19 protein-coding genes and 1 pseudogene are annotated in these 21,750 nt (G+C 62.1%); 16 read left to right on the forward strand and 4 right to left on the reverse strand.

Going from position 1 to position 21,750, the window contains the following annotated elements:
- The first annotated feature begins 27 nt into the window (after positions 1-27).
- Positions 28-1,800: a methyl-accepting chemotaxis protein gene (locus FAZ95_RS25625; protein WP_137335317.1), complete on the forward strand. Its 1,773-nt coding sequence runs from the start codon at positions 28-30 to the stop codon at positions 1,798-1,800.
- 132 nt (positions 1,801-1,932) lie between these two features.
- Here FAZ95_RS25625 and pdxR read toward each other — a convergent pair whose 3' ends face one another.
- Entirely contained in the window at positions 1,933-3,399 is a 1,467-nt protein-coding gene (pdxR, locus tag FAZ95_RS25630) for a MocR-like pyridoxine biosynthesis transcription factor PdxR (protein WP_137335318.1), read from the reverse strand.
- 612 nt (positions 3,400-4,011) lie between these two features.
- On the reverse strand, positions 4,012-4,221 hold the full coding sequence (locus tag FAZ95_RS40725; RefSeq protein ID WP_137335320.1) for a GntR family transcriptional regulator: 210 nt from the start codon (positions 4,219-4,221) through the stop codon (positions 4,012-4,014).
- Positions 4,222-4,457: 236 nt separating this feature from the next.
- Between FAZ95_RS40725 and FAZ95_RS40730 the strand changes: the two genes are divergently transcribed.
- The 6 genes and pseudogenes from FAZ95_RS40730 (at position 4,458) to FAZ95_RS25665 (ending at position 9,918) form a co-directional block, all read left to right on the forward strand.
- Positions 4,458-6,512, forward strand: coding sequence for a PepSY domain-containing protein (locus tag FAZ95_RS40730; protein WP_367873358.1), 2,055 nt, complete (start codon positions 4,458-4,460; stop codon positions 6,510-6,512).
- A gap of 96 nt (positions 6,513-6,608) precedes the next feature.
- A pseudogene (locus FAZ95_RS25650) lies at positions 6,609-6,791 on the forward strand (hypothetical protein); the annotation flags it as partial.
- Between the two features lie 46 nt (positions 6,792-6,837).
- Positions 6,838-7,581 (forward strand): DUF4198 domain-containing protein, encoded by a 744-nt coding sequence (locus FAZ95_RS25655; RefSeq protein WP_137335322.1) that lies wholly within the window; start codon positions 6,838-6,840, stop codon positions 7,579-7,581.
- A gap of 28 nt (positions 7,582-7,609) precedes the next feature.
- Entirely contained in the window at positions 7,610-7,744 is a 135-nt protein-coding gene (locus FAZ95_RS40545) for a hypothetical protein (RefSeq protein WP_302674758.1), read from the forward strand.
- 227 nt (positions 7,745-7,971) lie between these two features.
- Positions 7,972-9,126, forward strand: a complete 1,155-nt coding sequence (locus tag FAZ95_RS25660) for a porin (protein WP_137337587.1) — start codon at positions 7,972-7,974, stop codon at positions 9,124-9,126.
- Positions 9,127-9,618: 492 nt separating this feature from the next.
- The gene (locus FAZ95_RS25665; RefSeq protein WP_137335323.1) at positions 9,619-9,918 is read left to right on the forward strand and encodes a CysS/YqeB C-terminal domain-containing protein; all 300 of its coding nucleotides are present in this window, start codon (positions 9,619-9,621) and stop codon (positions 9,916-9,918) included.
- Positions 9,919-9,975: 57 nt separating this feature from the next.
- Here the strand turns inward: FAZ95_RS25665 and FAZ95_RS25670 are convergent, their stop codons facing one another.
- Positions 9,976-10,830, reverse strand: a complete 855-nt coding sequence (locus FAZ95_RS25670) for a mechanosensitive ion channel family protein (RefSeq protein WP_137335324.1) — start codon at positions 10,828-10,830, stop codon at positions 9,976-9,978.
- A 112-nt stretch (positions 10,831-10,942) separates the two neighbouring features.
- Positions 10,943-11,203, reverse strand: a complete 261-nt coding sequence (locus FAZ95_RS25675; protein ID WP_137335325.1) for a hypothetical protein — start codon at positions 11,201-11,203, stop codon at positions 10,943-10,945.
- A gap of 95 nt (positions 11,204-11,298) precedes the next feature.
- Between FAZ95_RS25675 and FAZ95_RS25680 the strand changes: the two genes are divergently transcribed.
- The 9 genes from FAZ95_RS25680 (at position 11,299) to FAZ95_RS25720 (ending at position 21,749) form a co-directional block, all read left to right on the forward strand.
- Entirely contained in the window at positions 11,299-12,081 is a 783-nt protein-coding gene (locus tag FAZ95_RS25680; RefSeq protein ID WP_137335326.1) for an AraC family transcriptional regulator, read from the forward strand.
- 173 nt (positions 12,082-12,254) lie between these two features.
- Complete coding sequence (locus FAZ95_RS25685) at positions 12,255-13,226, forward strand: MurR/RpiR family transcriptional regulator (protein WP_137335327.1); 972 nt, start codon at positions 12,255-12,257, stop codon at positions 13,224-13,226.
- A complete protein-coding gene (locus FAZ95_RS25690; RefSeq protein ID WP_137335328.1) occupies positions 13,223-14,197 on the forward strand; it encodes an isoaspartyl peptidase/L-asparaginase family protein in 975 nt (324 codons plus the stop codon). The genes FAZ95_RS25685 and FAZ95_RS25690 overlap by 4 nt, the downstream gene beginning before the upstream one ends.
- Before the next feature lie 63 nt (positions 14,198-14,260).
- The gene (locus tag FAZ95_RS25695) at positions 14,261-16,213 is read left to right on the forward strand and encodes a dipeptide ABC transporter ATP-binding protein (RefSeq protein ID WP_137335329.1); all 1,953 of its coding nucleotides are present in this window, start codon (positions 14,261-14,263) and stop codon (positions 16,211-16,213) included.
- Positions 16,214-16,259: 46 nt separating this feature from the next.
- The gene (gsiB, locus tag FAZ95_RS25700) at positions 16,260-17,822 is read left to right on the forward strand and encodes a glutathione ABC transporter substrate-binding protein GsiB (protein ID WP_137335330.1); all 1,563 of its coding nucleotides are present in this window, start codon (positions 16,260-16,262) and stop codon (positions 17,820-17,822) included.
- Between the two features lie 73 nt (positions 17,823-17,895).
- Positions 17,896-18,816: a glutathione ABC transporter permease GsiC gene (gsiC, locus tag FAZ95_RS25705; protein WP_137335331.1), complete on the forward strand. Its 921-nt coding sequence runs from the start codon at positions 17,896-17,898 to the stop codon at positions 18,814-18,816.
- A 172-nt stretch (positions 18,817-18,988) separates the two neighbouring features.
- Entirely contained in the window at positions 18,989-19,873 is an 885-nt protein-coding gene (gsiD, locus tag FAZ95_RS25710; protein WP_137337588.1) for a glutathione ABC transporter permease GsiD, read from the forward strand.
- Positions 19,870-20,916, forward strand: coding sequence for a DmpA family aminopeptidase (locus FAZ95_RS25715; protein ID WP_137335332.1), 1,047 nt, complete (start codon positions 19,870-19,872; stop codon positions 20,914-20,916). The genes gsiD and FAZ95_RS25715 overlap by 4 nt, the downstream gene beginning before the upstream one ends.
- Positions 20,913-21,749, forward strand: a complete 837-nt coding sequence (locus FAZ95_RS25720; RefSeq protein ID WP_137335333.1) for a M55 family metallopeptidase — start codon at positions 20,913-20,915, stop codon at positions 21,747-21,749. The genes FAZ95_RS25715 and FAZ95_RS25720 overlap by 4 nt, the downstream gene beginning before the upstream one ends.
- Position 21,750: the final 1 nt, after the last annotated feature.

Here is a 21,750-nt window from a genome sequence, read left to right on the forward strand (position 1 = left end):
GTTAGTTATCCAATACAGAGTCTATAAATGTTATCGTCCATTCGCGCGCGCGTTGTTTGTGCTTGCGTAGCTCTTGTGGTTCTTTCAGTTGTCTCCAGTACCGCGACTAACTATTTCATCGCTAAGGCGAGCAATGAGGAGGAGATTGACCGCAACTTGAGCTCTGACGTAGATAACCATGCTGTCGTTATCGGCGAGTGGGTCGCCTCGAAGGCCCGAATGATTTCGTCGCTGCAGGACGTTGCTCTGACGTCCGACCCGGTGCCAATGCTTAAGCAGGTTGCTATGGCGGGAGGATTCTGGGATATCGGCGTCGGCTATCCGAACAAGACGGCCAAGTTCACTGATTGGCCCAACATTCCGTCCACCTACGATCCCACCAGTCGCCCCTGGTACAGGGATGCCGTGCGGGCCGGAAAGCCGATTGCCACACCCTACGTCAGCGTCAGCGGGGCGTTGCTGGTTGCGTTTGCGGTACCCGTGGTGCGCGATGGTGTGCTGAAGGCTGTGGTCGTGGGGGATGTGGCGTTAGACAGCGTGGTTGCGAACGTAAAATCGATTCATCCGACTCCGACGAGTTTCGGCATGTTGATCGATAACGGCGGCCGGGTCATTGCGCATCCGGACCGGAAGCTCACATTCAAGCCTGTTACTGATCTCACACCGGATTTCGACAGAGTCACTACCACTCCGTTTGCGGTCACGATCAATGATAAGACGAAGCTAATACGCACACAGTCGGTGCCAGGAACCGATTGGCGCGTTGTTATCGCTCTCGACAAGTCTGAAGCGACTGCAGGAACGCGGTCGCTATTGACTGCGTCACTCGTGTCCCTCATCGTCATCGTCGGCATCGCATCGCTAATCGTTGGCGTTATAACGACGACCGCGTTCCGCCGCCTTAGACATGTCTGCGACGCGATGGCGGCTATCGGTTCGGGTGATGGTGATCTGACTCAGCGCTTGCCGGCCGATGGGCGCGACGAGGTGGGTGACATCGCACGCTCGTTTAACAACTTCGGAGAGAAACTGCAAAGCGTAATGCTGCAGATTCGCGACGCAAGCGAATCGGTGCGCACGGCTGCTAACGAAATCGCAACCGCAAGCCACGACCTTTCGTCCCGTACAGAGTCTGCCGCGGGGAGCCTGCAGCAAACGGCCGCATCGATGGATGAAATTACCGGGATTGTAGATCAGTCAACCGCGGCGGCCCGCGAGGCCGACGAGCGTTCGGCCGGCGCTGCGAAGATCGCTTCGCATGGTGGCCAGTTAATGGCTAATGTAGTCACGACAATGGCGAGGATTGAGAAAGCGTCCGACCGGATAGGCGAGATCATCGGCGTGATCGACGGCATTGCCTTCCAGACTAATCTCCTCGCGCTCAACGCTGCTGTCGAGGCCGCGCGAGCAGGCGAGCAAGGCCGTGGCTTTGCAGTCGTCGCGCAGGAGGTGCGCAGCCTCGCCCAGCGCAGCGCGCAGGCTGCGCGCGAAGTTAAGGAACTCGTCGAGTCTACGGTAGCAAGCGTTGCAGCGGGCTCGGTGCAGGTGCGTCAGGCGGGTGAGACGATGAGCGAGATTGTCACTAATGTGACGGAGGTCAAAACGATTATCTCGGGGATCACGCGTGCGGCCAACGAACAGACACGCGGGATTCAGGAAGTCAATCGCGCGGTCACACAGCTCGATAGGATGGTGCAGCAGAACGCAGCGCTCGTCGAACGGTCGGCAGCGGCAGCAACCGTCTTGCAGACTCAGGCTAACTCGTTGGCATCTACCATCGAACAGTTCAAGGTCGCATAAAAGAGGCGGGGGCGACGGCTTAGTCGAGAAATTTCTCGCGCTTTCTGCTTCTCTGACTACGCGTAGCGGGACTTCAGTCACACCGTGCCGGCTATCTTGTCGTCCGGCGACAGCGGGGCACAATCCGGAATGTCACGGGCCCGGCACGGAAACTACGCTCTCGACGATGCGGGCGAAGGTCTGGACAGCGGGACGGATGGCTTCGATATCGAGCGCGCCGAATCCCAACAGAAATCCGTCACGAAATCCTGGATCGCCTTGATTGAACGTGTGCAGCCTGCGAAGGTAAATTCCCTGCTCAAGCGATCGCGATACAGTCGTATCGAAGTCAACCAGATCCCGGATCCTGATTGTCATATGCAGACCCGCGGCGTTCCGTGATGTTTCAAGTGCATCGCCAAAGCACTGGTCCAGACATCGGAGCAATTCCGATTGCCTCGCCCCGTAGATATCGCGCATCTGCCGAATGTGCTTCGAGAAATGCCCGTCCGCAATGAAGTCTGCCATCGCTGCCTGCAAGGAAAGGTGCCCTGGTCTGTATAAGCGCAACGAAGCGGCTGCGAAGGAATCGACCAGGCCGGGCGGAACAACGATATAGCTGAGCCTCATGCCGGGGTACATGACCTTACTAAACGTTCCCATCAGAATGACACGGCCGCTTTCATCGACGCCTTGAAGAGACGGAAGCGGACGCTGGTCATATCGGAATTCACTGTCATAGTCGTCTTCCAGAACGAATGCGTCCCACTGCTCAGCGGCCGCACGCAGATGGGCACGCCGTTCGTCCGACAACGTCACCCCCATTGGGAACTGATGCGATGGGGTCGTCACTACGAGTCGAGGTCGGCGCAAACATCGTTCGAGCTTCATACCGTTACTGTCGACGGCAATAGCCTCCACTTCCAGCCCGTTGGCGCGCAACAGGATTGGCGTTGCCCAGTGGCAAGGGTTTTCAACATAGGCCAGTTCACCCACGTCGGCCAGAATGTGTGAGCAAAGGTCAATCGACTGATTGCTCCCCATTGTTACGATGATCTGTTCCGGGGAGGCCCGAACCGCGCGCGATACGCGCAAATACTCCGATAGCGCGCGGCGCAACGGGAGATATCCGCCTGGATTGGAGTAGCCCATGAGGTGCGCATGCTGCTCCCCGAGATAGCGATTCTGGATACGCCTCCAAATCTGATAAGGAAAATAATCCGTATCGCAGACACCCGGCACGAACGCCCCCTTGCGTTCCTGGATGCCCGCAGGAGCGCGTATCAGTCGCTCCCCGCGCTCGGACAGGGTTCGTGCGGTTGATTCCCGAGGCGCCGACTTCATCGCTTGCGGCAGCTTGTCGGAGACAAACGTGCCACTCGTGGAATCGGTATGGAGATAGCCGTCGGCCGCTAGCCTGTCATAAGCCGTTACAACGGTTATGCGGGAGACCCCTAGTGCCGCCGCGAGCGTTCGGGAGGACGGCAAATGTGCGGATGCCTTCAGAGTGCCGTCGGATACCGCGTCCCGGATCCCGTTCGCGATCTGGATCTGTAGTGGTACGGACCCGTCTCGACAAAGACGGCCGATCAGGAGGTCAGCAAGCAACGAGTCAGCCATTGGACCTATCAAAAGAAACGGCGACGTACCGGTTAAACAGCCGTTCCGACTCCATCTAAACAAGGACGTATGGTCGGGCGGGCTGGATAAGGCGGGAATACCCGCCACGCACCATCTGCATGTTGAAAGAAGCAAAGCGCGACTATTCCCTCCAGTCGCGACGCCTCGACCCGCACATAGTGTCCGTGAGCGCAGCGTGCGTGAGTGAACCGTGTTATCCGGAGCGATGTGGTCAAAGTTGACGCCAACCATTTTTCAACCACCAGACGCAAGGACATCTCTGCGGGGTTCATCCAACTCTCCATCAACTATGTTCCGTCAGTACTGCCTGCCCATTTGCACGTGCCAAGTGACGGCCTGGCCCACAAAGCGTTTGGCTGCTTCGGCAAATTTTTGCTGGATGCATCTTAGTGAATCGCACCCAACCTGCGTCATTGAAAATACTTTAATCAAGCAAGAATGCAGATGTCGCTGATTCGCAGTGTGACGACAACATAAAGCGCGCGTTTTGGGGCCGCTCGACAGCAGAGTCTGCCGCGCTCCGATAGGGCGTGGCGGCCGAACTGTTTGCGTGAGCCGGCAGCTCGCGTCGCGCGGCGACAAAAAAGTTCGTCATGCTAATCGATAAGCCGTTACAACGGTTATTCGGGAGACCCCTAGTGCCGCCGCGAGCGTTCGGGAGGACGGCAAATGTGCGGATGCCTTCAGAGTGCCATCGGATACCGCGTCCCGGATCCCGTTCGCGATCTGGATCTGTAGTGGTACGGACCCGTCCCGACGGAGACGGCCGATCAGGAGGTCAGCAAGCAACGAGTCAGCCATTGGACCTATCAAACTTTTTGAATTGGACTCATTGGTTCGCCGCGGGTACGCGTACTGTCAAGGCTCGCCATCGACCAAATCATCAAGTCGAAGTGCGCCAGGAGAATTCGTGGATCTTACCGCTATTAAGCGTCATAGGGGCGTTAATTTGGAGTCTTATCTTATCGGGTTTGCTCCTGACGTACTATCCGGCCCTAACGATCAAAGCCAACGTCATTCCAATTATAGGTAATCCTATGCGTGTATCTCTACGTGAGCGTATTCGTCAGTTACATCGCGTGACAGGCCTGAGCATCGGTCTGTTCGTCGTCATGGTGGCGGTTACCGGCGCGGGCATGCTGTTTCGGGAGCCACTCGAACCTGTCATCTACCACGATCTGCTCAAAGTCGCATCGTGCAAAGAGCGCCTGCCGCTCGATACGTTGATTGCCAATGCCAGCGCTTCCAATCCAGTCGCAGGTCGGCCACAGCAGCTGCGCATATACGACAACGCGGATTCCAGCACGCGTGTTCTTTTCAGCGACCACCGGTGGTACTACGTCAATCCGTGCACTGGCAAAGTGCTTGGAAGCGAGGATCGTTACGGCGGCCTGTTCGGTGTGATGGCCAAACTGCACAGCTTTCAGTTTCTGGAGAACGGAAGCGTCGTCGCTGGATCGCTTGCGCTGACATTCGCGATTGTCCTGATCGGTGGCGGCTTGGCTGTGTGGATTCCAGAGGCGTTGCGCAAACGCAGGCGCGCCGTCACGATCAAGCCCAACCTCACCGGTCGCGCGCGCTGGATCAATCTGCACAAAACCCTTGGCGTCTATGTCAGCCTCATCCTGCTTGCGTCCGCGCTCACCGGCGCGCTGCAATCGTTTCAATTCGTGAGGGATGCGCTCTACGCACTGACGGCCTCCAAGCCCCCCGCACCTTCTCCTAGATTGGTCGTGAAGGCGGATACGCAAAGCCTGCCAGTCGAGGCCCTCTGGCAACGCGCGCAGGCATTGGTGCCGCAACCGAAATATGCCCGCATTCACTACCCCGGCAAGCCCGGGGATGCTTTCAACGTCGATCTTGTCGCGCGCGACGCACCCCATGTCAATGCGTTTTCCTACGTTAGTCTCGATACGAGCACAGGCAAAGTGTTGCGCTTTACTCCATATGGCGAGAACAGCTTAGGTCATCGAATTTACCTGGCGGCGCTTGCGCTGCATTACGGATGGCTAAGCGGCGGATTTATTCAAGTGCTGCAACTGATCGGCATGCTCTCTATACCGGTATTGGCTTTCGCCGGCATCGGCAGTTATCTGCGCGGCAAACGCCCTCGGCCGGCTCCCGCGTCGCCCCGAACGACGCTCGCGTTGAAAGTGGCCAGGAAAACGGCCGAAGCGGAGAACATTCAATCTTTTGAACTTGTGGACCCTGCCGGAAAAGCGCTGCCCCCGTTTACTGCTGGTTCCCACGTTGATGTTCATGTACCCGGCGGAAAGGTTCGACAATACTCACTGTGCAATCGTCCTGAGGAAAGACATCGCTATCTCATTGCCGTCATGCGGGCGGAACCCACGCGCGGTGGGTCGCGGGCCATGCATGAGCAGGTCAAGGAAGGCGACATGATTGAAGTCAGCGCCCCGAAAAATCACTTTCCGCTCGTGGAATCCGCGAAGCACTCCGTGCTCATCGCGGGCGGTATCGGTATTACGCCGATTCTTTGCATGGCGGAACGCCTGGCTGGTCTCGGAGCCGATTTCAAAATGCATTACTTCGCGCGCTCGGCGGCGCGCGCAGCCTTTGTCGACCGCATCGCGCGCTCGAAATTCGCCGGCCGCGTTTTCTTCCACTTCACGGAAGACGAGAAACAGCAACGGCTAGATCTAGCCGCGCTTCTCGAAACGCACGATGCCGAAATGCACTTATATGTATGCGGCGGCGAGGCATTCATGAATGCTGTCATCAACACCGCATTGCAAAAAGGCTGGCGCGAAAACAATGTGCACAAGGAATATTTCAGCGTTGAGCGCAGGGAATCCGACAGCAATATCGAATTCGACGTCACGATCGCAAGCACCGGTAAGACTATTTGTATCCCTGCAGAAAAGACGGTGATTGCTGCTTTGGCCGATTGCGGAATCCATATTCCGGCGTCCTGCGAGCAAGGCGTCTGCGGAACCTGTGTGACTCGCGTGCTGGAAGGCGAGCCGCAGCATCGCGACGTGTTTCTCTCCGACGAAGAGAAAAATAGGAACGATCGCTTCACTCCCTGCTGCTCGCGTGCCAATAGCCGGACGTTGATACTCGATCTGTAGATGGAAAGGCCGGCACTGTCGGCAAACTGTAATCTAAAGTTTTGATCTGAGCGACTGCTGGCGCGATAGAGGATAACACGGTATGGATACCTAAATATTGAAGGATTCGAGTACGTGTTCGACTCCGAGGACGTTTTGCGTGTTTCGCCGAGCTTGCGCTACGACCTGATGACGGCGCATGACAAGGGCGTAAAGCACAAGGCGTTCGTCAAGCGCGGACGCGAGCCGTCGACGCTTTACTACGAGTACGCAGCGCATAACCTTCACGGCCATCAATAGCGATGCGAATTGACCGTTTTTTTCCAACCACTGAAAGGAGACACAAATGAAGATCACCGGAAAGCTTGCTGTCGTGGCAAGCCTGATTGCAGGCATGGGTGCCGCCAGCCTGGCGCAGGCCCATGGCATCTGGTTCGCGCAACGCTCTAACCAGCTGGCGCTGATCTACGGCCTCGGCGGCGACGACCTGGATGTCATCAAGCGCCAGCAAAAGGTGAAGAGTGTCTCGGCCTACGACGAGCAGGGTAAGGAGGTCTCCACGCAGCTCACGCCCAGCGGGCCGCTGCTCGTGGTGAATACCGACAACCAGCCGGCAATCGTTGCCGGGATTATGGACAACGGCCTGTGGAGCAAGACGGCGGACGGCAAGTGGTACAACAAGGGCAAGGACGAGGTGCCCAACGCCACGATCAGCGAGCACACATTCAAGTACGCGGTGCATCTGCGCCGGCCTCTGGATGGGGCGATGCCCGTACTGCCCGCGCAGAAGCTGCAGATCGTGCCGGTCGGCAAACAGCTGCCGGATCAGATGGGCCAGCCGCTCACGGTTCGGGTGCTCTTCGACGGCAAGCCCGCGCCCGGCGCCAAGGTGCAGCCAGACCTCCTCAACGACCCCGATTCCGAACCGCTGAAGACCGGCGCCGACGGCACCGTGACGATAAAGGTGCGCAACCAGGGCCTGAACGTAGTCGTTGCGATATTGGATACGCCGCCGTCGGAACCCGCGAAGACGAACAGCGACGAGCATGAGGCCACACTGTCGTTCGTGTTGCAGCATCTGCCCGAATGATCAACCGTTATCTGCTGGCGCTATTCCCATGAAACGAATTTCCGGCCTGGCCGCACTTGCTGCGGCCGCTCCCGGCGTGAAGCTTGTCAAGGGCGACAAGGCGATCGCTCTCGTGACGATGGAAGACGAGTCGACGAGCAGCGCGCGCGTGGTCATCAAGTAAGGAAGGCTCCCTGGACGCCGGCAACTCTGGTTGCCGGCGTTCCAAAAAGAGTCGTCCAAGGGCAGGTCGCGTGACCTTGCTAATGCGGAGATTCCAGGCAGGCTACATCCATCTTGACGCTGCGAGTTGAGAGGACTCCTATTCGCGGCGCCTCCCGGAGTGGTCTGGTGACGACGCGTGATGAGCGTCGTTTCCATTTATTTTTTATCCAAATGCAAGACCTTCATATGAAAAAGTCCTTGATTGCGGCGGCCGTTGTAGCCTCTTTCACATGTACCGCACGTGCTCAGAACAGCGTCACACTCTACGGTTTGATTGACGTCGGCATGGCCTATGCGAACAACATTGGCGGCCACAAGCAGTATTCGATGACCGTCGGAAATCTCAGTGGCGACCGTTGGGGGCTGCGAGGCGCTGAGGACCTCGGCGGCGGACTGAAAACACTTTTCGTGATCGAAAACGGCTTCAGTGTTGCGAACGGAAAGCTCGCTCAAGGGGGCGACGAGTTCGGACGCCAATCCTATCTCGGCATTTCATCATCGAACATAGGTACCTTTACGTTCGGGCGTCAATATGATTCGCTTACTGACTTCACCTACATGTTCGTGGCGGCACAGATGTGGGGCGGATATGCCAGCGCCCATCCTGGCGATGTAGATAACCAAGACGGCAGCAACCACGTCAACAACGCGATCAAGTTTAGTAGTCTGTCGTACGGTGGATTCAAGTTCGGAGGCCTCTACAGCTTCGGCGGTGTCGCTGGGAAATTCAATCAAAACCAGATCTGGTCAGTCGGGGCGAACTACAATTGGGGACCACTCACGCTTGGCGCCGGCTTCGTCAACGCGCAGGATCCTAACTTCTCGTATTTTGGCAATACCGCAGCTTCGAGCACTACGGGGTCCAACATGACTGCAAGCCCCGTGTATTCCGGCTATGCGTCCGCGAAAACGCAGCAGATCTTCGCCGCAGGCGCTTCTTACGTCGTTGGTTCCGCTACGTTCGCCGTTGACTACAGCAACACGCAGTTCAAGGGTATCGGGACACTACCGGGTCTCCCGGCTACCGGCGCAGGCGGCGATGCAAAATTCCACGACATTGAAGTCAACGTCGGCTATCAACTCACGCCTACCCTCCACCTCGGCGTTGCCTATAACTACTTGAAAGGATACGGCGTCAACGGTGCAACTTACAATCAAGGCACGATCGGGGCAGACTACTTCCTATCCAAGCGAACTGACCTTTACGCAGTCACTGCTTATCAGCATGCGTCTGGCACTGATTCGACCGGCGGGAAGGCGGTCGCAAGCCTCACTGGCCTAACCGCCTCCAAAACTCAGAGCCAAGTGCAAGTAGTTATTGGCATCCGGCATCGCTTTTAGCGGAGCTTGAAGCAGGCTTCAGTTCGACGAACTGGGCGCTGTGAAAATGAGTCTCGTACGCGCTCAGCCGTTCAGGCAACGATGGGCTGGCTAGCGGCCGGCCGGTGCCCGGTTCACGATGGCCGCGCCGCGACTGCGTTTGCGTCCGAACTCAGGTGCGTTGCGAGATGCAGCAGACGTGTCCAGTGAGGCGCAGCAAGGCCAGGAGAGAAGCTGATGATGATAGGAGGTGTACGAACTGTTTGCGACCGAACGTTGCGATGACGTGGGCTGGCTGATTTGTGCGGCTTGCAATCGCTGCGTCCGACGTCCGCAAGAGTATCTTTGGGAAACCGTGCAGGCTGCCGCGCCTTTGGGCAATACTGAGCTGCTGGTGCCTGCCGGAGGCAACATGCCGCGGCGTACAGCACGCCTGACATTGCGCTGTGCGGCAGTGCGACCGATGAAGGTTTCGTCGCGCGCTTTCGCGCCGAGATCGACCAGGACCTCAACATGCCGCGCGCACTGGCCGTGCTCTGGGAGCTGGTGAGAAGCGATTTGCCGCCCGCTGTGCGGCGCGCGACGGTCGATCAATTCGACATCGTGCTCGGTTTGCGGCTCGCGGAGTGGAAAGCGGAGGTCGAAGCGGTGCCGCCAGACGTCGCGGCGTTGCTCGCGCAACGTGAAGCGGCGCGCGCCGCGAAGCACTGGCCGTTAGCCGATGAATTGCGCGACGCGTTGAAGCAATTGGGCTGGCGAGTCGAGGACGGCGCGAATGGCCAACGGGCGACGCGTTGCGGCAGCGGCACGTAATCGCGCGTTAGAAGCGAGGCCACGCGCCGATCCGCGCCGATTCGCAAATAGGCCGCCTTACTTCGACTCCCCCGCGTTCTGCACGATATGCAGTTCGCGCGTGCGAATCGGCAGCGCGCACTGCGCGTCCGCGAGCGTCTGGCGCACCTTGCGCGAGAGGTCCCAGCGCATGGTCCAGAAGTCGGCGATGTTGGACCAGACGCGAATGTTCACGACGGCCGTGCTGTCGTCGAAGCGGATCACCATGACTTGCGGCGCGGGGTCCTTCAACGCGGCGGGTTCGCTCTCGGCGAGGGCGCGCAACGCGTCGAGCGCGCGATTGACGTCGTCGCGCACCGACACTTCGACTTCGAGGTCGAGGCGGCGAGTGGGGTTGCGCGAGTAGTTGCGAATCGAATTGCTCCAGAGCGCGCTGTTCGGCACGTATTCGCAGATGCCGTCGGGTTTCGTGAGGCGCGTCGTGAAGAGGCTGATCTCCTCGACCGTGCCGGCCACCGATCCGCCGCCGCCATCGATGTAATCGCCGACCCCGAACGGACGCAGAAGCAGCAGCATGATGCCGGCCGCGATGTTCTGCATCGTGCCTTGCAGCGCAAGGCCGATTGCCAGGCCGGCCGCGCCGAGCACCGCGACGATGCTGGCCGTCTGGATGCCGAGCTGCGACAGCGCGCCGACGATCGCGACGATGCGGATGCCCCAGATGCTCGCATCGCAGACGATGGGGCGCAGCGTCGTATCGAGGCGCGCCTTGTTGGTCAGCACGCGGTTGAGCCAGCGGCCGACGCGCGTCGAAATCCACCAGCCGATGACGAGCACGAGAACGGCGGTGCACGCGTTGACCGAGAACGTCGAGAGCGCGTTCCAGAGGAAAGTCCAGTTGTCCGGATGAATATGTGCGAGAAGGTCTTGCACGGAAATCGCCTCCTGGTGAGATCCGCAGACGGCAAGCGTCCGCGGAGTTCGAGAAAGGCGGGCATTTTAATCGATCTCTCCGGCTTTTTTAGAGACGTAAAGGAAAGCGGCCCTAGCGGACAACCCTGTCATTCACCAATGCGCGCAACGTTGCGTCGCGAATCTCGAAGACATCGAAGACGCCGAGCGCACGAAGCGCGGGCAGCAACTCGACCATATCGCGCTCGGCAAGCGCGCGCGCTTCGTCGGAAACCTGGGGGTCGGCGAGGGTCTTCGCATTCGCGAGAAAGGCGCCGACCGAGCCTTTGCGGACGACGACGCCATTGAATTCGCCGGCATTCTTGTCGTCGGGAAGCATGTCTTCAGCACGCATGGTGTATCTCCGTGAGGGTCAGGGGTGAGGCGAGTGTAGCCAGCGTGCTTAGGCTCGGATACGCTATTGGGGCCATTCAATACCGCATTCAGGCCATGTCAGATCCGCTCATTTCTCCGTCGCGCGCCGAATCCGCCGGCGGGCCGCTTGTCGTCGCAGCCCAACGGATCGGCGACACGCCTCGTTCGACGGCCGCGCACAGCCACGCGCGCGGGCAGTTGCTCGGCGCGTCGCGCGGGCTGCTGACAGTCGGCACGGCGAGCGGCCATTGGGTCGTGCCGGCGATCCACGCGGTCTGGATTCCGCCGCATCACGTTCATTCGCTGCGCTCGCACGGCGCCTTCGCGGGCTGGAGCGTCTATGTCGCGCCGCACGCATGCGACGTGCTGCCCGACACGCCTTGCACGATGCGCACATCGGGCTTGCTGCGCGAAGCAGTGATGCGGGCGGCGACCTGGAGCGACGCGCCGCACGAGGAAGCGCAGACGCGCATTGCCGGGGTGATCCGCGACGAGATTCGCAGCTTGCCGCGCGAGCCGCTCGGCTTGCCGCTGCCGCGCGACCCGCGCCTCGTGCGTATCGCGCAGGCGCTCGCCGACCATCCGGCGGACAACCGGCGCATCGACGACTGGGCCGAGTGGGCCGCGATACCGGTGCGCACGCTCACACGCCGCTTCGTCGCCGAGACGGGCTTCAGCTTTACCGAGTGGCGCCAGCGCGCGCGGCTGATGCGCGCGCTCGAAATGCTCGCGGCCGGAACGCCGGTGACTCGCATCGCGCTCGACCTCGGCTACGACAGCATCAGCGCGTTCATCGCCATGTTCCGCCGCACGCTCGGCGTGACGCCGACCCAGTACTTCTCCGCTTCGAACGTTTGATGCATGTTCCGCACAGGTGCGCGGCGCTCGTTTGTGTGCGTATGCACGCGTATTAGAGAAAACCCGCACTGGATGAAAATATTTTTTTCTCGGAAAATTTTCGTGTAAACATATTTTCATTACGAGATGAAAGTTTTCCGTAGCCGCTTCAATCGCGACACCCTTTGAACCCCATGGCCCGTCACTCTTCCACGCAGGCTTCCACGCAGGCGCCGCCTGTCGAACAGACGATTTCGGCGCGCATTTCCGCGGCGATGCCCAGCCTCACGCCGATTCACCGGCGCATGGGCGAGTACGTGCAGGCCAATCTGTTTCGCGCGGCGACGATGCGCATCGACGAACTGGCCAACGCCACCGGCGCGTCGGTCGCGAGCGCCAACCGCTTTGCGCGCGCGCTCGGCTTCGAGGGCTATCCGGCGTTTCGCGACGCGCTCGTGCGCGGCTTCGAGGCCACGCTCGCGCCGGTCGAGCGCTTGCGCAGCGCGCAGGAATCGCCTGCGGGCGGCGGCGAATTGCTCGACGCGTCGCTCGAACAGACCATCGCCAACCTGCACGCCACCCAACGCGCGATCGATGCGGCGAGCGCCGAGGCCGCCGTCGAAGCGATCCTCGCCGCGCGCCGCGTGTTCGTGCTCGGCTATGGCTCGAGCGCTTTCCTCGCGGGGCTGATGGAACACGGCCTCGCGCCTTATCACGAGAACGTCGAATCGCTCGCGCTGGCCGGCGGTCCCACGCACGCGGCGCGGCGGCTCTTCAACGCGAGTGCCGACGATCTCGTGATCGCGATCGCGTTTCCGCGCTACGTCGACGACACGATCGCGCTCGCTTCGCGCGCCGCCGGGCTCGGCGCGCGCGTGCTCGCGCTGACCGACAGCGTCGACTCGCCGCTCGCGCAGTTCGCTCACCTCGCGCTGTATGTGCGGGCCGAGCGGCGCCTCGCGGCGAACTGCGACGCCTCGGTGCTCGCGGTGATCGAGGCGCTTTGCGATGCGGTCGCGCACCGCACCAAGCGCTCCGCCAAGGCCGCCGCCGAGATGACCGAATTCGTGCTGCCCTGGCTCACGAAGCCGCGCGCGGCCACCGAACCGATTGCGGCCGGCGCGCCACTGAAATCCCGTCTTTCCAAACGTTCGAAAACACCATGACTCGCACCGCCGTTCTCGCCATCCATGGAGGCGCAGGCACGATCCTGCGCGCCGCGATGGACCTCGCAGCCGAACAGTCGTATCACGCGGCGTTGCGCGACGTGCTCGCCGCCGGCCAGCGCGTGCTCGCCGATGGCGGCAGCGCCCTCGACGCGGTAAGCGTCGCCGTGCGCCTGCTCGAAGACTGTCCGCTCTTCAATGCCGGACACGGCGCCGTGTTCACGTCGGATGGCACGCATGAGCTCGACGCCGCGATCATGGACGGCCGCACGCTCGAAGCGGGCGCCGTGTGCGGCGTGAAACGCGTGAAGAATCCGATCTTCGCCGCGCGCCGCGTGATGGAGCAAAGCGAGCACGTGATGTTCGCGGGCGCCGGCGCCGAGGCGTTCGCCGAGAAGCAGGGGCTCGAAATCGTCGACCCGTCGTACTTCCATACCGACGCGCGCTACCAGCAGCTGTTGAAGGCGCGCGAAGCCGGCAAGGCGCTGCTCGACCACGATGCCGCCGCGCTCGCCAGCGCGCAGGACATTCCCCACGAACCGATCGATCCGAACCGCAAGTTCGGCACGGTCGGCGCGGTCGCGCTCGATCTGCACGGCCATCTCGCCGCCGCGACGTCGACGGGCGGCATCACGAACAAGGAGCCGGGCCGCGTCGGCGATACGCCGCTGATCGGCGCGGGCTGCTATGCGAACGACGCCACCTGCGCCGTCTCGACCACGGGCAGCGGCGAAATGTTCATGCGGATGGTGGTCGCGTACGACGTCAGCGCCCAGATGGAATATCGCGGCGTGCCGCTCGCAACCGCCGCGGATGACGTCGTGATGAACAAGCTGCCGCGCATCGACGGACGCGGCGGCCTCGTCGCCGTCGATAAGTACGGCAACGTCACGCTGCCGTTCAACACCGAAGGGATGTACCGCGGATACGCGCGCGTGGGCGAGGCGCCCGTGACCGCGATCTATCGATGAGCGCGACTGCCGCGCACCTAACTTTCAAGTGCTAATCGAGCGCTAAACGACGAGGAATCGATCGTGTCGACTTCATCGAATGCAACGGGGCCGCTTGCCGATTTGCTGCCTGAGCCGCGCGTGATCGCGGTGGACGATCTGTCGGTCGCGTTCAGGCGCGATGCGCGCACGTTCGAAGCGGTGCGGCAGCTGTCGTTCTCGGTCGACCGCGGCGAGACGCTCGCGATCGTCGGCGAATCGGGGTCGGGCAAATCGGTGACGTCGCTTTCGCTGATGCGTCTCATCGAAAACGGCGGCGGGCGGCTCACGAGCGGACGCATCGCGTTCAAGCGCCGCAATGGACGCGTGCTCGATCTCGCGCAGGCGTCGAACGCGACGATGCGCTCGATTCGCGGCGCGGACATCGCGATGATCTTCCAGGAACCGATGACATCGCTGAATCCGGTGTTCACGGTCGGCGATCAGATCGCCGAGGCGATCGCGCTGCATCAGAGGAAGAGCCGCTCGGAGGCGCGCGCCGAAGCGCTGCGCTTGCTCGATCTCGTGCGCATTCCGCAGTCGCGCCGCGTGTTTGCGCGCTATCCGCATCAGCTTTCGGGCGGGATGCGGCAGCGCGTGATGATCGCGATGGCGCTCTCGTGCAAGCCGTCACTGCTGATCGCCGACGAGCCGACCACCGCGCTCGACGTCACGATCCAGGCGCAGATTCTGCAATTGATCCGCGGCTTGCAGGACGAGATGAACATGGGCGTGATCTTCATCACGCACGATATGGGTGTGGTCGCGGAGGTCGCCGATCGCGTGCTCGTGATGTATCGCGGCGAGAAGGTCGAGGAAGGGCGCTCGGACCGGATTTTCGCGGCGCCGTCGCATGCCTACACGAAGGCGCTGCTCGCCGCGGTGCCGCGCTTGGGCTCGATGGAGGGCACGGAGCGGCCCGCGAAGTTTCCGATTCTCCAGGTGCAGCAGGATTCAACTGCGGGTGCCGCCGAGAATCTCGTTGCGGACGCAACGAACGCGAACGTCGCTGCGGCTGCGGCGCCCGGCGTCGACGCGCAGCAGCCGGAAGTGCACGAAAGCACCCCGCCGATCCTGCGCGTGCGCGATCTCGTCACGCGCTTTCCGGTCAAAAGCGGCCTGTTCGGACGCGTCGCGCAGAACGTGCATGCGGTCGAACGCGTGAGCTTCGATCTGCGTCCCGGCGAGACGCTTGCGCTCGTCGGCGAGTCGGGCTGCGGCAAGTCGACGACAGGGCGATCGCTGTTGAGACTCGTCGAAAGCCAGAGCGGCACGATCGAGTTCGACGGTCGCGATATCAGCTCGCTGAGAGGCACGGACCTGCAAGCGCTGCGCCGCAATATCCAGTTCATTTTTCAGGACCCGTTCGCGTCGCTCAATCCGCGCTTGACGGTCGGCTTCTCGATCATGGAGCCGCTGCTCGTGCACGGCGTCATGCGCGGCGAAGAAGCGCAAGCGCGCGTCACGTGGCTGCTCGAGAAAGTCGGCTTGCCGGCCGACGCCGCGCGCCGCTATCCGCACGAATTCTCGGGCGGTCAGCGTCAACGCATCGCCATCGCGCGGGCGCTCGCGCTGAACCCGAAGGTCGTGATCGCCGACGAGTCCGTCTCCGCGCTCGACGTTTCCGTGCAAGCGCAGATCGTCAACCTGATGCTCGATCTGCAGCGCGAGCTGGGCGTCGCGTACCTGTTCATCTCGCACGACATGGCGGTCGTGGAGCGTGTAAGCCATCGCGTCGCGGTGATGTATCTCGGCCAGATCGTCGAGATCGGGCCGCGCCGTGCGGTGTTCGAATCGCCGCGCCATCCGTACACGAAGAAGCTGATGAGCGCGGTGCCGGTCGCCGACCCGGCGCGCCGGCACGCGAAGCGGATGCTCGCCGCCGATGAAATCCCGAACCCGATTCGCGCGATCGGCGACGAGCCGCTCGTGGCGCCGCTCGTCGCGGTCGGACCGGATCACTACGTCGCCGAGCATCGCATCGGCGGCGCGTATTAAGACCTCAAACCTGAGACCTCAAACGGACTACTAAGGAGCCCAAGGCATGACGTCGTCTCTCTTCTCTTCCCAGTTCCGCTTGCGAGCCCTGATTGCCGGCGGCGTGTGCGCGTTCGCGTTGGCAGCGGGCGGCACGGCGCATGCCGAACAGCAGGCCGTGATGGCGGTTGCGTCGACGTTCACGACGCTCGATCCCTACGACGCGAACGACACGCTTTCGATGGCGGTCGCGAAGTCGTTCTATCAGGGCCTCTTCGGCTTCGACAAGGACATGAAGCTCGTCGACGTGCTCGCGACGAGCTACGAGGCGAGCCCCGACGCGCGCGTCTACACGTTCAAGCTGCGCCAGGGCGTCAAGTTCCAGGACGGCACGGATTTCAACGCGGCTGCCGTGAAGGCGAACTTCGACCGCATCACCGATCCGGCGAACAAGTTGAAGCGCTACAACATGTTCAGCCGCATCGACAAGACCGAGGTGGTCGATCCGTACACGGTGCGCGTGACGCTGAAAACGCCGTTCTCGGCGTTCATCAACGTGCTTGCGCATCCGTCGGCGGTGATGATCTCGCCGACCGCGTTGAAGAAGTGGGGCAAGGACATCGCGTTCCATCCGGTCGGCACCGGCCCGTTCGAGCTCGTCGAATGGAAGCAGACCGACGACCTCAAGGTCAAGAAATTCGATGGCTACTGGAAGAAGGGCTACCCGAAGATCGATGCGATCGACTGGAAGCCGGTGGTCGACAACAACACGCGCGCCGCGCTGATGCAGACGGGCGAGGCCGATTTCGCGTTCCAGATCCCGTATGAGCAGGCGGGCGTGCTGCAGGCGAGTCCGAAGGTCGATCTGATTTCGGTGCCGTCGATCATCAATCGCTACGTGAGTCTGAACACGCAGCAAAAGCCGTTCGACAACCCGAAAGTGCGTGAGGCGCTGAACTACGCGATCAACAAGGACGCGCTCGCGAAGGTCGCGTTCTCGGGCTTCGCGACGCCCGAGGACGGTGTCGTGCCGCAGGGGGTCGATTACGCGGTGAAGCTCGGACCCTGGCCGTACGATCCCGCGAAAGCGCGCGCGCTGTTGAAGGAAGCGGGCTATCCGGACGGCTTCGAGACGACGCTCTGGTCGGCGTACAACAACACGACGTCGCAGAAGGCGATCCAATTCATCCAGCAGCAGCTCGCGCAAGTCGGCGTGAAGGCGCAGGTGCAGGCGCTCGAGGCAGGGCAGCGCGTGGCGAAGGTCGAGAGCGCGCCGGACCCGGCCACCGCGCCGGTGCGGATGTACTACATCGGCTGGTCGTCGTCGACCGGTGAAGCCGATTGGGCGATCACGCCGCTGCTCGCGTCCGCTTCGTTCCCGCCGAAGCTCGTGAACACCGCTTACTACAAGAACGCGGATGTCGATCAAGCGTTGTCGAAGGCGCTTGAAACAACCGATCGCACGCAGAAGGCCGCGCTGTACGGCGACGCGCAAAAGCGCATCTGGTCCGACGCGCCGTGGCTCTTCCTCGTGCAAGAGAAGATCGTCTATGCGCGCAGCAAGCGCCTGTCCGGTGCGTATGTGATGCCGGACGGCTCGTTCAACTTCGACGAAATCGCCATCAAGTAAGGGTGGCTTGGCGGTTTGGTTGCGCGCACAACGAGCGTGCAAGCAAGCCGCGTTTCGACACGGACCCGCTCGTATGCTGAATTTTCTCGTCAAGCGTCTCTTTGGCCTGCTGCCGACGCTCTTGATCGTCGCGGTGCTGGTGTTTCTGTTCGTGCACATGCTGCCCGGCGACCCGGCCCGTCTTGCCGCCGGCCCGGAGGCCGACGACGCCACGGTCGCGCTCGTGCGTGCCGACCTCGGGCTCGACAAGCCGCTGCCCACGCAGTTCGCGAACTTCTTCACCCGCATCGCGCATGGCGACTTCGGCGTCTCGACGCGCAGCAAGCGCCCGGTTGCGACGGAAATCGGCGAGCGCTTCATGCCGACGATGCTGCTCACGCTCGTGAGCATGGTGTGGGCGACGGTGTTCGGGATGGCGATCGGCATCGTGTCGGCAGTGTGGCGCAACCGCTGGCCCGACCGGATCGGCATGACGCTCGCGGTCTCCGGCATTTCGTTTCCGGCCTTCGCGCTCGGCATGCTGCTGATGGAGATTTTTTCGGTGAAGCTCGGCTGGCTGCCGATCGTCGGCGACGGCACGTGGAAGAGCTACGTGCTGCCGTCGATCACGCTCGGCGCGGCGGTTGCCGCCGTGATGGCGCGCTTTACGCGCGCGTCGTTCGTCGAAGTGATGAACGAAGACTTCGTGCGGACCGCGCGCGCGAAGGGCGTGCGCGAATCGATCGTCGTCGTGAAGCACTGCCTGCGCAATGCGCTGATTCCGGTCGTCACGATGATGGGCCTGCAATTCGGCTTTCTGCTCGGCGGCTCGATTGTCGTCGAGGCGGTGTTCAACTGGCCGGGGCTCGGGCGGCTGCTCGTCGATGCCGTTTCGATGCGCGACTATCCCGTGATTCAGGCCGAAGTGCTGCTGTTCTCGCTCGAATTCATCGTCATCAATCTGGTCGTCGACGTGCTGTACGCCGTCATCAATCCGACCATCCGCTTCAAGTGAGGTCTAGATTGAACTACCCCCACGCTCACTATCGTTCGCTGCCCCCCGAGGGGGCGGATGCCTCCCTTGGGGCGGCATGGGACCCGAGTAAGGCGCTGAAGCGCCAACTCGGGTCGACACGGGAGGCATCATGAATGCGACTGCCAATGAGGACGGCGCGGTGAAGTCCTCGATGTCCCCGTCGGCCGCCGTGCCTGAAGCGCGCGCGATCCGCACGCCGTGGAGCGAGTTCTGGCGCAAGTTCAAGAAGCAGCCGGTGGCGCTCGCGGCCGGTGTTTTCGTGCTGCTGCTCGTCATCTGCGCGATCGTGGCGCCGCATCTGGTGCCGTACGATCCCGAGAACTATTTCGACTACGACGCGTTGAACGCAGGCCCTTCCGCTGCGCACTGGTTCGGCGTCGATTCGCTGGGCCGCGATATCTTCAGCCGCATTCTCGCCGGCACGCGCATTTCGCTCGCGGCGGGATTTTTCTCAGTGGCGATCGGTGCAGTGATCGGCACGTTCTTCGGGCTGCTCGCCGGCTACTACGAAGGCTGGTGGGACCGCATCACGATGCGCGTCGCCGATGTGCTGTTCGCGTTCCCCGGCATTCTGCTCGCGATCGGCGTGGTCGCGATTCTCGGCAACGGCATGGTCAACGTGATCTGCGCCGTGGCCGTGTTCAGCATCCCCGCGTTCGCGCGGCTCGTGCGCGGCAACACGCTGATGCTCAAGCACCTCACGTATGTGGAGGCGGCGCGCAGCATCGGCGCGTCGGACTGGACGATCATCATGAGGCACATCCTGCCGGGGACGATCTCGTCGGTGGTCGTGTACTTCACGATGCGCATCGGCACCTCGATCATCACAGCGGCGAGCCTGTCGTTCCTTGGTCTCGGCGCGCAGCCGCCGACGCCCGAGTGGGGCGCGATGCTCAACGAAGCGCGCGCCGACATGGTGACCGCGCCGCATATCGCGCTCTTTCCAAGCCTCGCGATTTTTCTGACCGTGCTGGCGTTCAACCTGCTCGGCGACGGGCTGCGCGATGCGCTCGATCCGAAGTTGGACCGGGCATGAGTGGCGCGATCACCGATGTGCCGGGCGTCAGCGTCGGGCATTGCACGCTCGACGATGGATCGATTCAAACGGGCGTGACCGTCGTGCGCCCGAATGGCGGCAACCTCTATCGCGACAAAGTCCCGGCGGCGGCGACGGTCATCAACGGCTTCGGCAAGAGCATCGGCCTTGTGCAAGTCGAGGAGCTGGGCGTGCTCGAGACGCCGATCGCGTTGACGAATACGTTCGGCGTCGGCGCGATCGCGCAGGCGCAGATTCGCGCGACGATTGCGGAGAATCCGCTGATCGGCCGCGAATGGCCGACGGTCAATCCGCTCGTGTTCGAATGCAACGACGGGTATTTGAACGATATTCAAGCGCTGGCCGTTAGGGAGGAACACTACGACGCCGCGTCTGCGGCAGCGAGCGGGACGTTCGCGCGCGGTGCCGTTGGCGCCGGACGCGGGATGTCCTGCTTCGATCTGAAAGGCGGAATTGGATCGGCTTCGCGCATGGCTTTGGCCGCGGGGACTTCGTACACCGTCGGCGCGCTCGTGCTCGCCAACTTCGGGCGCCTGCCGATGCTGACGATCGGCGGCGTGCCGGTTGGACGCGCGCTCGCCGAGCGAGCCGCCTTGGAGCAGCGCGCAAATGCGGACATTGCAGGCGCGCTCGTAGCAAAACCCGAGCAAGGCTCGATCATCATGCTGATCGCAACCGACGCGCCGCTCGATGCGCGCCAGTTGAAACGGCTCTCGATGCGCGCAGCGGCCGGGCTCGCGCGCACCGGCTCGACCTATGGCCATGGCAGCGGCGATATCTCGCTGGCGTTCTCGACGGCGTACACGGTGCCGCACGAAGCGGACTTCGTTGCGGTGCCGCCGTGCGTGGCCGATGCGCGGCTCGATCCGCTTTTTCACGCGGCGGCCGACAGCGTCGAACAAGCGATCATCGACGCACTCTTTCAGGCGACGACAGTCACGGGCCGCGACGGTCACCGACGCCTGTCGCTCGCCGACGCGGCGCCCGATCTCACGCAAATCCTCGCTCAACCGACACGATGAAAGTCCTGATTTCTACCGATATCGAAGGCGTCGCAGGCGTCTTTCACACCGAACAGACGCGCCCCGGCAACGGCGAATACGAACGCGCGCGGCGCTGGATGACCGAAGAGGCGAACGCGGCGATCGAAGGCGCGTTCGCGGGCGGCGCGACCGAAGTGTGGGTCAACGATTCGCACGGCGGCTTTCGCAATCTGCTGCCCGATCTGCTGGACGAGCGCGCGCAGGTGGTGCTCGGCAAGCCGCGCACGCTCGGGATGATGGCGGGGCTCGAATACGGCGCGGAGTGGGTGTTCATGATCGGCTATCACGCGAAGGCGCAAAGCCGCGGGATACTCGCGCATACGATCAACAGCTTTGCATTTGCGCGCGTGTCGATGAACGGCGCGGAGGTGGGCGAGGCGGGAGTGTATGGGGCGCTGGCTGCGGAATATGGGGCACGTGTCGCGCTTTTGACCGGCGACGATGTGTTCGTCGAGGAGACGCGCGAGACATTTCCGGAGGCGGATTTCGTCACGGTGAAGACGGCGTCGGGGCATGCAAGCGGCGTCACGCAGACGCCGGCGGCCGCGTGTGCGGCGATTCGTGCGGCGGCGCAAGAGGCGATGGCGCGGCGAGTGCGTGGTAGTGCCGGTCGATTTGAGCGATCGGGCGTGACGCAACGCCCCACCCAGTGCGAACTCCGCGTGCAAACAACCGCGCTCGCCGACTTGTTCTGCCAATGGCCCACGCTCACGCGTATCGACGGCGTGACGCTTCGCTTCGAAACACCTTCGGTCGAACACGCGGTGAGGACGCTGAACTGCTTGTCGGCGATGTCGTTTATGTTGCGGTGAC

The organism is Trinickia violacea, from assembly GCF_005280735.1.
Classification (GTDB): domain Bacteria; phylum Pseudomonadota; class Gammaproteobacteria; order Burkholderiales; family Burkholderiaceae; genus Trinickia_A; species Trinickia_A violacea.

Bases quoted from the DNA above. Each gene is read 5' to 3' on its own strand.
- FAZ95_RS25655 (WP_137335322.1), top strand. From the start codon at position 6,838: ATGAAGATCACCGGAAAGCTTGCTGTCGTGGCAAGCCTGATTGCAGGC.
- FAZ95_RS40545 (WP_302674758.1), top strand. From the start codon at position 7,610: ATGAAACGAATTTCCGGCCTGGCCGCACTTGCTGCGGCCGCTCCCGGC.
- FAZ95_RS25660 (WP_137337587.1), top strand. From the start codon at position 7,972: ATGAAAAAGTCCTTGATTGCGGCGGCCGTTGTAGCCTCTTTCACATGT.
- FAZ95_RS25675 (WP_137335325.1), bottom strand. From the start codon at position 11,203: ATGCGTGCTGAAGACATGCTTCCCGACGACAAGAATGCCGGCGAATTC.
- FAZ95_RS25720 (WP_137335333.1), top strand. From the start codon at position 20,913: ATGAAAGTCCTGATTTCTACCGATATCGAAGGCGTCGCAGGCGTCTTT.
- gsiB (WP_137335330.1), top strand. From the start codon at position 16,260: ATGACGTCGTCTCTCTTCTCTTCCCAGTTCCGCTTGCGAGCCCTGATT.
- FAZ95_RS25665 (WP_137335323.1), top strand. From the start codon at position 9,619: ATGCCGCGCGCACTGGCCGTGCTCTGGGAGCTGGTGAGAAGCGATTTG.
- FAZ95_RS40725 (WP_137335320.1), bottom strand. From the start codon at position 4,221: ATGGCTGACTCGTTGCTTGCTGACCTCCTGATCGGCCGTCTCCGTCGG.
- FAZ95_RS25625 (WP_137335317.1), top strand. From the start codon at position 28: ATGTTATCGTCCATTCGCGCGCGCGTTGTTTGTGCTTGCGTAGCTCTT.
- FAZ95_RS25715 (WP_137335332.1), top strand. From the start codon at position 19,870: ATGAGTGGCGCGATCACCGATGTGCCGGGCGTCAGCGTCGGGCATTGC.
- FAZ95_RS25685 (WP_137335327.1), top strand. From the start codon at position 12,255: ATGGCCCGTCACTCTTCCACGCAGGCTTCCACGCAGGCGCCGCCTGTC.
- FAZ95_RS25680 (WP_137335326.1), top strand. From the start codon at position 11,299: ATGTCAGATCCGCTCATTTCTCCGTCGCGCGCCGAATCCGCCGGCGGG.
- pdxR (WP_137335318.1), bottom strand. From the start codon at position 3,399: ATGGCTGACTCGTTGCTTGCTGACCTCCTGATCGGCCGTCTTTGTCGA.
- FAZ95_RS40730 (WP_367873358.1), top strand. From the start codon at position 4,458: ATGCGTGTATCTCTACGTGAGCGTATTCGTCAGTTACATCGCGTGACA.
- FAZ95_RS25690 (WP_137335328.1), top strand. From the start codon at position 13,223: ATGACTCGCACCGCCGTTCTCGCCATCCATGGAGGCGCAGGCACGATC.
- gsiD (WP_137337588.1), top strand. From the start codon at position 18,989: ATGTCCCCGTCGGCCGCCGTGCCTGAAGCGCGCGCGATCCGCACGCCG.
- gsiC (WP_137335331.1), top strand. From the start codon at position 17,896: ATGCTGAATTTTCTCGTCAAGCGTCTCTTTGGCCTGCTGCCGACGCTC.